The sequence below is a fragment of the Candidatus Igneacidithiobacillus taiwanensis genome (assembly GCF_031962545.1).
Classification (GTDB): Bacteria; Pseudomonadota; Gammaproteobacteria; order Acidithiobacillales; family Acidithiobacillaceae; genus Igneacidithiobacillus; species Igneacidithiobacillus taiwanensis.
On the sequence record NZ_JAVRKK010000066.1, the window covers coordinates 1 to 11,751 of the forward strand.

At 56.6% G+C, this 11,751-nt stretch carries 10 protein-coding genes and 1 pseudogene; 3 read left to right on the top strand and 8 right to left on the bottom strand.

Features of this window, described 5'->3' with window-relative positions; genetic code table 11:
* Window positions 1-327 precede the first annotated feature (327 nt).
* The 7 genes from RTI30_RS09025 to abiEi all read right to left on the bottom strand — a co-directional run bounded on the left by RTI30_RS09025 (window position 328) and on the right by abiEi (window position 9,153).
* Window positions 328-726 carry a hypothetical protein gene (locus tag RTI30_RS09025; RefSeq protein ID WP_312283675.1) on the bottom strand — a complete coding sequence of 133 codons (399 nt, stop codon included), beginning with the start codon at window positions 724-726 and terminating at the stop codon, window positions 328-330.
* Between the two features lie 16 nt (window positions 727-742).
* A complete protein-coding gene (locus RTI30_RS09030; protein ID WP_312283676.1) occupies window positions 743-1,021 on the bottom strand; it encodes a hypothetical protein in 279 nt (92 codons plus the stop codon).
* Entirely contained in the window at window positions 1,018-2,172 is a 1,155-nt protein-coding gene (locus RTI30_RS09035) for a hypothetical protein (RefSeq protein ID WP_312283677.1), read from the bottom strand. Before RTI30_RS09035 ends, RTI30_RS09030 begins: the two co-directional genes overlap by 4 nt.
* 25 nt (window positions 2,173-2,197) lie before the next feature.
* Window positions 2,198-6,463 (bottom strand): zincin-like metallopeptidase domain-containing protein, encoded by a 4,266-nt coding sequence (locus tag RTI30_RS09040; protein ID WP_312283678.1) that lies wholly within the window; start codon window positions 6,461-6,463, stop codon window positions 2,198-2,200.
* A gap of 121 nt (window positions 6,464-6,584) precedes the next feature.
* The gene (locus RTI30_RS09045) at window positions 6,585-7,202 is read right to left on the bottom strand and encodes a hypothetical protein (protein WP_312283679.1); all 618 of its coding nucleotides are present in this window, start codon (window positions 7,200-7,202) and stop codon (window positions 6,585-6,587) included.
* A gap of 435 nt (window positions 7,203-7,637) precedes the next feature.
* A complete protein-coding gene (locus tag RTI30_RS09050; protein WP_312283680.1) occupies window positions 7,638-8,618 on the bottom strand; it encodes a nucleotidyl transferase AbiEii/AbiGii toxin family protein in 981 nt (326 codons plus the stop codon).
* Window positions 8,608-9,153 (bottom strand): type IV toxin-antitoxin system AbiEi family antitoxin, encoded by a 546-nt coding sequence (gene abiEi / locus RTI30_RS09055; RefSeq protein ID WP_312283681.1) that lies wholly within the window; start codon window positions 9,151-9,153, stop codon window positions 8,608-8,610. Before abiEi ends, RTI30_RS09050 begins: the two co-directional genes overlap by 11 nt.
* Before the next feature lie 133 nt (window positions 9,154-9,286).
* Here abiEi and RTI30_RS09060 point away from each other — a divergent pair, with 133 nt between their 5' ends.
* Window positions 9,287-9,568, top strand: a complete 282-nt coding sequence (locus RTI30_RS09060; RefSeq protein WP_312283682.1) for a hypothetical protein — start codon at window positions 9,287-9,289, stop codon at window positions 9,566-9,568.
* A gap of 387 nt (window positions 9,569-9,955) precedes the next feature.
* Here RTI30_RS09060 and RTI30_RS09065 read toward each other — a convergent pair whose 3' ends face one another.
* Complete coding sequence (locus RTI30_RS09065; RefSeq protein ID WP_312283683.1) at window positions 9,956-10,186, bottom strand: hypothetical protein; 231 nt, start codon at window positions 10,184-10,186, stop codon at window positions 9,956-9,958.
* Window positions 10,187-10,437: 251 nt separating this feature from the next.
* Here RTI30_RS09065 and RTI30_RS09070 point away from each other — a divergent pair.
* Window positions 10,438-10,845 (top strand): annotated as a pseudogene (locus RTI30_RS09070) (transposase); the annotation flags it as partial.
* Window positions 10,846-11,089: 244 nt separating this feature from the next.
* Window positions 11,090-11,751: IS21 family transposase (gene istA / locus RTI30_RS09075; protein WP_312283685.1), on the top strand; the 662-nt coding region annotated here is incomplete at its 3' end.

Consider the following 11,751-nt stretch of genomic DNA (forward strand, 5'->3'; position numbering starts at 1 on the left):
TGAACATCCCTTGGGTCTCCACCTTGGCTCCGCGCATGACGCAACTCCCAGATTTCTAACGTTACGCAATTATACCACGGACTTTTTCAGCATCCTCTTATCCCCGCGATATATCGCGTTGTAGCTTTTCGAGGATTCCTCCAGGAATCGAATCACATCCTGGAAACCTGCCTGCCGGATCTGATCACCGTGCCGTTCCTCGATGTGCTGCAGGTCGCTTTCCAGAAGACGAATGGGGCCAGGCTGTCTACGGATAGTCCGGGCGACATCTTCTGGCAAATAGCCAAAATCCAGCCCTCCCCCGGGTCGAGAAACAAACATCGGTACTTATCCCGACAGGGTGGCTGCATCTCCCTGCGGGTTCACCACCGCCGACTGATACTCCCGCTCCGTAACGCCAAACATCTCCGCTACCTCTGCATCCGGGAGCTGCCAGGCCACTGCCACCTGCCCGCCAATGCGCGACAGATAGGCCAGCGCCTTGCGGACCACAGAAAGGTCCTCGGGATCATCCGAAAACAAGTAGATGATGTCCGGGGATTCTTCCCTGATCAGGGCCTCTACCGCCAACTGATACGCCCCAAGACCCTGGGGGTCGTCCACCATCCGCATTTGCTCCGGGTGCCCGCCAATCCACAACGTGCATGGGCCACCGCCCTGGGGGGCGGCATTGGTGGCGCTCTCCAGGCGTTTTGGCATCAAGCCCTTGAAGAATCCTCTCAGCATTTCTGCCTCCCTTGCGTCAAAGTTGAAGACCCAATGCCTTGCCGGCCACCTGCTTACCCAACTCTTTCTTGAGGGCCTTGCCGGGGGTCTCGAAGCCTAATTCCTCCGCACGCTCCAGAAGGCGTTCGACCCGCCGCTGGGCGAGGAATCGCTGGGTAGTCCCCACCGGCAAAGATTCGGGATCCGGCAAGGAACGAAGTTGCAGCAGAATTTTTCCAACGGCTACGCGGTGTCCTTCGCTGCCGTGTTGCTGTTCTTCCTCTGCCCATTCCAGGAGCTCTTCGGTCATACTCATAGCGACTGCCCCTGGGCCTTCTCAACCGCCTTGGCAGGTGCCCGGCTCTGGGTCTGGCCAGGGGCGTAGGGCTTCAGCATTTGCGGGTCCACACCCAACGCTTCCCGGATGGCCTTCCCCTCCCGATGCTCCGGGATCTTCTGCAACGCCGCATTTTCCCGCAGGCGGCCCGGATGCTCATGAATCGGGGTGCCGTTCTGGGACACGATCACATTGACCTTTTCCAGACCGGACGGAGTAGGCTCCGACTTTGACAGAACAACCGACAACGGGGTCCCGTCTTCCAGGCTGGCAGTCGCCTCCAGTCCCTTCTCCGTCTTCTCGAAGACCAGCGGGACCTTCTGATAGCCGTCCGCTTCCCGGCGCTGCAAGGTCCCGACCAGGCGCCCCTCCTTCTCGTGGAGGCTCAGGTTGTGCCAATTGCCCTCCGGGTCCTTCACGCCCGCCTCCAGGGCGGGATACTGTTCCCGCTCTGCCTTTTTTGGGGCGATCCCCCTCTCTACAAAGCGGCTGTGCAGGTCGTCCGCCAAGCCCTTGAAATAGGCTTCCCGTGTGGTCTCGGCAATCGAATTGAGCACCTTCTTATCCGCGATCCCCGCAGTCTTGAGGGGTTCCTGGGCCGCTCGTGCTTTTTCCTGTGCGGCTTGAAAATGTCCTGGGGCAGCAGGAATTTCCTGCCCAGCGGCATCTTTCATAGTTGCCGCATGATTAACGAACTCCCGCCCATTACGATCTGCAAGATAGGCAAACGCACCAATGGTAACCTCCTCCCCCGCATGTTCCCGAGAGGCAGTATCCAGCTTCGTGACCAGCCGCTGGGCAAACTCTGAGTCCATATCCGCCGACAGGGTAGTCTTGCCGCCATCATGCTCCAGGGTGACCCGCAGCTTATGGAACGTCTCTCCATTGGCCTGAGTTTCCGCCGTTTGCACATCCAGCAACTTGCCCTGCAAACGCTCTTCATAGCGCACACCGTGGGCCTTCAGGGTGTCCCTGACGATCTTTTTGGTCTCAGGGGAAAAGCCCTTTTTCCATTCCGCATCTCCCACCTGCGTGCGAGCCTCCGCTAGCGCCTTGTTGGTGGCATCATCCCCGACAGGGATAAACGCATCCGCCAGGTTGTTCCGCTGCATCAAACGATTCGTTGCCATTTTGGTAGTCTCCTTCCAGAAAAAATTACCGCTCTTGGCCCTGACTCTTGTCCTTTCGAGCCGGGGCGCGATACACGGCCTTTTGCACGGGGCCATCCTTTCGTTGCGGGCCTGGTGTACCCCGGTCCTGCTCTTGATTCCTCGATTTGGCGAGGATGGATTCCAGATCCCTGGTTGTTGGATCTTGGCGCAACGCATCCAGCAGCACCTTGTGTTCAATAAACTCGCGCTGTTTCAGCAGCACATCGAGTTCCTTGTTCGTGAACAGTGCTCGTGGCACTGCCGGCTCATCGCCCAAGTCCACCGTGGCACTGTTCAGCGATACCCGAGTACCGTCTTCAGAGATCGACAGGACAACGGTCGCCCCCTCCTGCATGGCTTTTTCGGCCTCTTTTCCCACGGCCTCATTCCATAGGAACTTGCGGACGTTGGTATCCACAAATACGGGACCATGGTCTTTGGTATCCATCATCAGACCGTTGTAGCCATCGGTTGCCAGGATGCGTCCGGCAATGCGCTGGACCGGGACCATTTCGACGCCAGGAGCGAATTCGTCCGGTTGCTTGCCAAACACGTCCCGGATTCCTTCCGGGGAGAGGGAGGGCATCTTCTCCGGCCGGTACAGCGATGGCACTGGCAGATTTGTCAGCGTGAATTCCCGGTAGCGGGGCGGCCCCTTTTGCTCGATGGCCGGTGTTACCTCCGCCGCGTCCAGAGCCTTTTCCGGGATCTTTTGTTGCTCTCGGACAAGGACCCCCTCCATGCGCCCTGCCATGGCTCCAATGCTGTCCGGAGATAGCCCGGCCACAGCGCTATAGATCTGGGAATGCTCGCGCATTTCCCTGACCCATGCCTGCGCCTGGTCCCGGTCTTGCAACACGGCATTCCGCTCGAAATCCTCCGCATTCGCAACGGAATCCCCCAGTCCGGCATAGCCCGGATGTTCGCCATGGCGAACTTGCTGGCGTTCCCGCAGAAAGTCGGACAACCCCCGATCAGGGGTCGGGATACCGACCGTCTCCAGGGCCTTGCGCATGTCGCCGCTGGGATCCACGGCCAGTACCGCCTTGGCGAACTCGGTGAACTCCCGGCTCTTGATCCCACTGGTCCGACCCGTCTCTGGATTACGCAAGCGATACGCCGTCGCGGCACCTTGCTTTTCGGTGTACACATGATCTATCCCGTGGGACGCCTTGATCGTCAGATAATCCCGGCCGTCCACCGTGAACTTGCCCCCATGGGAAGGCTCGTCCATGCCGATGCGAACATTGCCGATCCTCTCATGGGCATCGCGTAACTGCGCATGCAGCGCATCAACCGCTTTCTGTTGCCGGCGGTCCTGCAATGCAGCGGTTTTCTCCGGCCCAGCCCAGGCTTCCAGTTGGGCCACCCGCTCTTTCTGTGTTTTGCCCAGGGCAATGCCGGTCATGCGGGTATAAACTTCCTGCGAGGCCGGGTTTTGGCTGTTGTGCCCGATCAATCCCAGCATTTTGCGCAAGTTCTTCTGCTCGATGTCAGCCAGCATCTGCTTCACATTCGGGCTATTCTCATTGACGGCGACGATTCCGTGTTTCCAATACACCGCCACCGCCTCGCGTTCTTTGGAGATTTCGGCGCCCGGCACCTGGTTATCCAACGCCTGCAAAATCCCTTTGCCCCGTTCCTGCAGCTGGGCTTTGAGCTGCGCGTCCAATTTGTGCCGGAAATCGCTTACCCGCTCCCCTTGCGTTTCTACTTCCTCGTGATACTTCCGCACATCAGGGCTTTCTGAAATCGAGTTCGGAGGAATGCCGGCATTGTGTAAGGCTAGAATATGCTTATCAGCACCGCGATCCGGGCCTTCGGTGATGATGCCAAAAGCCTCGTCAACACCTGCCTGAAAATCCTTGCGCAGCTTGATCTGGCCCTGTTCATCCTCGGGATCGAGCTTCCCTGCCGTCGCTTGCGTTTGTTCGAGGAGCGTGTCTATCCGCCCTGGCAGTTGGTCCCGAGTCTCCCGAAACTTCTCCCATGCCTGTTGCTCCGGATCAGGACGGATCAACTCCGGGTAATGAGCCTTTTTAATCTCCAAGAGATTTGTTGGCTCAAAATGGTAGTCCAGTTGAACCAGCGGGTTCGTGGTGATCTCTTCGATGTTGATGTACCCCATCTCGGGGAAGCCTTGCCCCAAATCAGCAAGGCCAAACGCCTGCAACTGCCGGGGACCGTTCGGCCCGTCCGTTTCTGGGTCTCCCCGGTCTTTTTCGATGAGGAACCACTGGGAACCACCGGGGCCAAAGTAGCGCAGGCTGACGGGCTTCTGCTCATCGGGTAAGTCGCCTGTTTCATAGGTTTTGGGCATTTTGTCGATAATGCCAGCCAACTCCGTCATCTTGTCGCGGAAAAATTGCCCATCCTCCCCTGCCATGGCCTGCTCAGTAGCCATCCGTTGCGAAAGGCTCATCCACATGGCTACTTTCTCAAGCGGGGGCTCCTCGATCTGCCTGTTACTCTCGAAACCATGGGCTTGTTCCAGACCGATGCTCTCGAAAACGCCGTCCAGGCCATACACTCGCGTCTCCATCCCCTTTTCCTGGCCGCTTTCGGCGCGTAGCTGGTAGCGGTAATCGCCGCCTGTCGTGCTCAACTTATCCACGACTCGACCGGAAAAGGGGCCGGAATAGGTTGCGCCGTTGCCGGGGGTGAAATCGGGGTCGGTGAGGACGTTTTCTTTATGCGGGGTGAACTTCACCAAGTCGCCCAGTTCTGGAGTCTTCATCCTCGCCACGCCTTGCTCCATCTGAGTAGCAATGCCCAGGATGTTGTCAGCCTCCAGACTAATCTGCTCTGCGTACCCGTGAGGATTGCCGCGCAGTTCTGTTGCCCAGCGTTCTGCCTGTTCCGGGTCGCGCATGGCCGCATCCCGGAGCCAGTCCATTCGGGAGATACCTTGGTCCAGCTTGGCATATTCCTGTAAATGCGCGACTAAATCTGCATCAAGCCCACGGGTTTGCTCAATGGGCTGCATCACATCATCGTACTGATCCAACAAACTCTGGATCACTGTTTCGCGCCTGCCGTCCGGCAGTTTTCCGGCGGTCTCAAGCTCAGTTCGCAACGAATTGGCATCATCGCCAGGCTGCAAATAGACTTGCGCCTCATCCACCCCGTCCCGGGCGCGGATAATGACAATCCCGCCCATGCGGTCTTCTTCATGGCGATACTGCAACAGACTGCCCGTATCAGGACTTGGCGCGGCTACCTCCGGGGATGGATCCGCGATACCAACCCCTATCTCTGCTTTCCGTTCCATTTCTGGGGTACGGTCCAGCAAATAGCCGCTGATAGCCTGCGCATCCTTGATGGCAGCCACGAGCTCCTGCTTGCGTTCTTTTTCAGGGAGTGCTTTCAACCAACTGGATAGATAGGCGGCGCTGTTTCCCAATTCGCGACCCTGTTCCTGGTCCTGCGCTGCCGGATCCCAACCAATGCCAAGACTTGCCGCCGTCATGGCCGCCGACAACTCCGCCCGCAGTTCTTCCTTGGCATATTCCGGGCTGCCAAAGGGATTGCCCAGGCTGCGCCCCAGACGATGCTCGTGACCTGTGGAATGGGAAAGCTCGTGCAACAGGGTCGTGTCGTGCCCTGCCGCCGTCAAAAAGTCTTCCACAGGGGGCATCTGAACCCGATCCTCGGAGGGGCGGTAAAAAGCCTGGCTACCACCGTAGCGCAGCTCTACACCCATGTTGCTCACCAGCCCAGGCAAGCGTTCATCGGGCTCGCCCTCGATCACATGAGTGCGATCCGGACGCTCCAATGGCGGAATACCGTCAATCTGGCTGGCATGAAAAACCGTATAATACTTGACAGTCAGGCGCCGTTCCTTGTCAGGAATCCGTCCAAGGGCCTGATTGCGCATGTCCGGGTCAGTAATCTGCTCCTCGTAAATGCGGCGCTTCTCCTCCTTTTCCTTGGCGGTGAGGGTGTGGTCATACTCTTTCCACACTTCAATAGAGGAGCCGTGCGAGCCCTCGCGTACCTGCCAACCTTTCTCCTTCGCCTGGTTATAAGTACACCAGCGCGGATCAGATGGATCCGGCGAGAACATCATCAGATTCTCAATATTGACCCCAGAGTAGGGTTTTCCTGTAACCGCATTGACCGGTAATTGAACCTCACCGGCCACCCAAGGCTTCTGGAACCAGGCAGTACCAGCTTCGATTTGTTCTACCAGCTTGTCAGCTATTTCTTGTCGTAGGTCTCGGCGCTCTTTGCGCTCGCTCCCAGAACGGGAAGGGGTAGGGGTAGGCATTTCGCAGTCTCCAGCAAGGTTAGGCTCCAACTGCGTGGGTATAGATCAGGGATTTCTGGGTATACCCGAAGACGACAAAAAAGCCCGGCGGAGCCGGGGAGGGGAAGGGCTAGAGGAGATACTAGAATCGCACAGCGTAACCAATGACAACCTGACCCGTATTCAAATGCAGGTCCGATGATGTGGAGAGGGGCAGATGCCGATACTGGTATCCAGCCTGCAGCGCGCCATAGCCCGTGTTGAACCAGACTCCGCCTCCGCCGCTATACTCCAGGCCACCGATGGTTTTCATGCCGGAAACGCTGGTAGCGAAATCCCGACCAAAGCCGCCCGCCACATACAGATGTACGGCATTGGTCACCGGATACACATAGCGAACATGAATTCCGGCATAACCCGCAGACAGATTGGCCATGCCAACATTTAGGCTCTGGAAGCCGACCCGCAGCGATGGCGTTACCCTGCCCAGGCCGTTCAGGGAAAACGACTTGCCTACACCGAGATGGCCAGCATAAAACGTGGCGTCATTCTTCCCCCCGGCACCCGTGAATCTGGCGCTGATGCCATACCCTGCGCCCAATGCCTGATAACCGGAAAGGTATCCGCCGGGGAGGGTCATACTTATGCCAGGTCCGGCGCTGATGCCGACGTTGTTAAAACCAACAACGAGCGTCGTGGCGTTGGCCGATACAGCAGTGAATGCAGTCAAGGCTGCGATCAAAACAAAAAAACGCTTCATAGTAATACCTGTCCTATTTCGTGAGACACGCTTCGGTATAGATCAGGCAGCTTTGAGATAAGCAGATGGCGGCCGGGGCGGGTCGTTTCTTCAAATCGCCCCCTCTGCGCCTTCATAGGTGCGCGCTCTATCCCCCATACCCCCTGCCCTAGATGAGGGCGCAGAAGGCGCACCACCCACTCTATTAGTGCTTTAGTGGTTAAAGCCCATCCTGTGCAGCACACGCGGGAGGGCCCCAAATTTGCCCTTGGGGCACCTTTCTTGCCCTGGGCGCGTTCGGCGCAAAAGTCGCCTTTGTCGCCTTTGCTGGCTTTTTGAACGGCGAGCCCAGTCCAACAAAATCAGCCAGCAGGAAAGCAGGGCAGGGGGGTAAGCACACGGTAGAGGAAGCGTTATCTTCCAGATTCCGTGCAGATTTTCCGGATGACTCGGGACCTACAATTCCACGCCCGGCTTTTTTCTCTTTCTTGCCCCGTGCATGCTAACGCCATCGCTGCGGACATCCACTTCCAGATCTTTCCGCAAACGGGTGAGAATCCCGTTCACAGCGTTCTCGAAGTATTTTTCATACCCAGGGTTTCCAAGAACCTGGTTATGCCGATGTCGCGGCAGAAAGCGTGCCATCTGCGCTCGAAAAGCATCGCTTCCGGAAATTACGGGAATAGCGGAAATAGCGCGATCCAACAATTGAGGAAAATCCGCCATGCCGTAATCCGCAATTTTTCTTCTAACCATGCTTGCCTCCATCTGCGTATCCTGACCGGCAAGCCATGCAATATCCCAAATATCACGATACCTGATCCGCGATGGAGTAAACTCCATGGACGAGTCCTTGACTCTGGAGATGGAAGCCGGCAGGGCAATCAGCTTGTCCGCCAGAATCTCATTTTTTGACTCTACCGCTACCAATGGCTGACTACGGCCTTCCAGAACAGAATAATTGATCCGCAAGGGGAGAATTTCACGAGAGTAGGCTGGAACGTTGGCAATTTCCAATTTAATCTTTTGCTTCGGAATATCAGGGCGTTCCGGACTTGTCTGGATAGAAATTGTCCACTTGGCAACGCGGACATCGCTCTCTACAGAATTCTCCTTCGGTTCTCGGACGGCAACATCCAAACCAAACCGCTTGCCAATCTTCCCGACAATGCAATCTCTGATGTTTGTCATGCTGCGAGCGTCAAAATCTTTTCCGCCTGCAAAATCAAGGTCTTCGCTAAAACGCTCCGAACCATGGCACAATCGCAGCGACGTTCCACCCTGAAAAATCAGGTTATTGAGTACTCCTTCCTGATCCAGGGCGCTGAATATCTCGTAGTGCAGCAATTCTTTCTCCACCACAGGGCGCAGAAAACCAAGGCCATCTGCCTGCATTGCCATATCTACATAGTGCGCAAAATCCTCTTTACTCGTCATCTTCTGCCTCTTCCCAGTCAATCATATCCATGTTCCTTCCCACACGACGAAGGTCCTGGATGGCGGCCGACTTTTTGGCGATGCGCAAGGGCCGCCCCTTGACAACCAGCGTCCTTTCCAGGAGATCGGGTATACTTCGCTTGGTGTGTGTGAACTCAATGGTGCCGAACGAAGTTTTGTGGAGACCCTTCGCTCCCGTGGTCATTACTGTCATGTAATCAATGGGGATCTGTGAAATTACGCCGTACTCCGAGAGGATGCTTTCCAGCGAAACGTAATTGAAGTCTCCCCGACGCAAAACCTGGGCAATGTGTTCAATCAACCATCCTCGATAACGGGGAACAGCCGGGGCAAATACATATACCCCCCGGGCAGCGCGGACCAACAGGCCGTCATTAGTCATACGCTGCAAGCCTTTTTCTAGGGATTTTGGATCATCCTCCGGGAAAACCTTTTCCAGATCCCCGACAGAATAGGCAACAATGCCCTTCTGTTCGAGGCGGGACAGTCTGTTCAGCAGGTCCATGCGCTTCATGTGATCTATAACCAGACAGGTTGTTAGGGTTTCTATTTACATAATAGAAGCGGTCTGATGTTTTGTCTACATGAGTGTCTACCGATAACACCTCTGGTATAAGCCGGGAATGGTCCAGAGCCAAGACCGTTACATGACAACGAGACTTGCGGATGAGCCATTCAGCTCCGGGCATGTCCGGGCGATTGGCATCCAGCAAGCCCGTTCCCTGGGGGAACAGAACAACGCCGTGACCATTCGCGAGCTCGCGCAGAATCTGCCGAATCGCCATGGGCGACCGGGCATTCAGCGGCACCATGCGGTGTCCGCCGGTTATGTGCCCATACCAAGACAACAACCGCCGGTAAAAAGGATGCCTGGCATAGTCCGGGTCAACAGCGAAGAGGTACCCGCAGTGGCCGCCAATCTGATGTAGATACCGGGCAACAACAGGGCCGTCCAGCAGGGATGTGTGGGGACGTACAAGAATCAGATGGCCAGCCATGAACATCTCCTGGTAGCTAGAGATGCCTGGGTATAGATCGGGAATGGGCCAGGGGTAGTGGCAAGACGAGTGACGCGTAGCGGCGCGAGGGTTGCTCTGCCCCGATGTCGATGCCGTGGCGTACTCCTTCTTTATCTTGCATTCAACATAGTCTTTCGTTGTTCATTTTTCTAACGAGTTGAGCACCTTGTCATTCTTTGTGTTTTCAAAAAAAGCCAGCACGAGGCTGGCTAATAGCCGCAAAACACATTCATCAGAGGTGAGGGAGAAAATCTCTGATGTCTGGGTATAGATCAGCGGCGGGTTAGATAAGATTTCTCACGCATGACACACTCCTGGTTGTAGGTAGCTCCGCTCTCTGGCCGTTTCCCAAGCATCTTGCAGATCCGGGATAGCTCTGGTCAGTTCATAGCCGCTTCGGATCGCCGTCCTGATCGTGGTTTCAAACTGGACATAGGTGCCCTGGACCAGGATGGTTCCATCTGCGTCCATGCGCAGTATGGGAAGCTCGGCCCCGTTCGGGCGGATCAATATGCCTATTTGCTGCATCGTAGTTCCTCCAATTCGTGAATGGCATCCCGCAGGGCTACCCGGATTTCTTCCAGGTAGCTGGGAGCCAGCCGTGGATCGCTTGCCAGTTCATTCCGCAATAGGCCCCGCCAATACCGGATTCGCTCCGATAAGGGCAGGCCGAGCTATGATCGATTTTGGTGTATGGGAATGTTACAGCTAGATTGAGGAAGGCGGCGCACTGTTGCTAAAAAGGGTTTCGACATCCGATGAGCAACAAGGAGTGCGCCATGAAAGATAGTACCGTTTTTGAGAGTGATGAGGGAGAGCTGGGCCTGAGCATTGAAGGCTTGGTTCGGCGAGCGGCACGCTCCCTGATCGCACAGGCTGTAGAGGCCGAGGTAACTGTATTGATGGAAGAGCTTTCTGCTGTGCGGACGGTCGATGGTCGTCGAGCAGTTGTTCGTAACGGTTACCTGCCGGAGCGGGAGATCCTAACATCCCTGGGTCCCATACCGGTGAAGGTCCCCAAGGTTCGGGATCGTTCCGGTTCGGGGATGAAATTCCATTCGGCACTGGTGCCACCGTATGTACGGAAATCGCGGACGGTGGCGGCCACGGTCCCCTGGCTGTATCTGCATGGGGTATCTTCCGGTCACATGCAGGAGGCGCTTTCTATCCTCTTGGGCGAAGAGGCTGTCAGCGGCCACCAATATGGCGCCATTTCAGGGTCGGCATAATGGCGCCACTTCAGGGTCACCTTAATGGCGCCACTCTAGGGTCGGCATAATGGCGCCATCTGAGGGCCGCTGTAATGGCGCCACTTCAGGGTCACCTTAATGGCGCCACCAACGATTCCTGAATAAGGGTCTCGAACTTCCATTGGATCCGTTATCGTCCTCAGCTTTTGAGGAGGTGACCATGAGCAACAGGAGGTTCGAGATGTTTACCATTCGCCAGATATTGGTACGGATGCGCCAGGGGGACACGGACCGGGAGATCGCCCGGTCTGGCCTCATGGGCCGTAAGAAGCTGGGTGCTTTGCGTCGTAACGCTGCCCAGCGGGGCTGGCTAGATACCCATCAGCCCTTGCCAGAGGATGCGGTACTGGCAGCCGCGCTGCAGCATCGGGCTCAGCCTGCATCAACGCAGCATGAGTCTTCCCTGAAGCCCTTTGCAGCCCAGATCGCTCGGTGGGTAGCGGAAGGTATTCAGGGTACCACCATTCACGCCGCATTGGTCCGCAATCATGGTTTTACTGGCAGCTACTCCGCTGTCAAACGGATGATCCGCAGGATGACACCAGCCACGTTGCCCAAGGCCACCATGCGTCTCACTTTTGCCCCCGGTGAGGCTGCCCAGGTGGACTTCGGTGCCGGCCCGGAGTTGGTAGACCCCGTCACCGGCGAGATCCGCAAGACCTGGTTTTTCGTGATGACGCTTTGCTGGTCACGGCACCAGTATGCCGAGATCGTCTGGGATCAGAAGGTCATGACGTGGCTCGCCTGCCACCGGCATGCCTTCCAGTGGTTCGGTGGGATTCCTGATCGGATCATCATCGACAACGCCAAATGCGCCATTACCAAGGCGTGTATCAACGACCC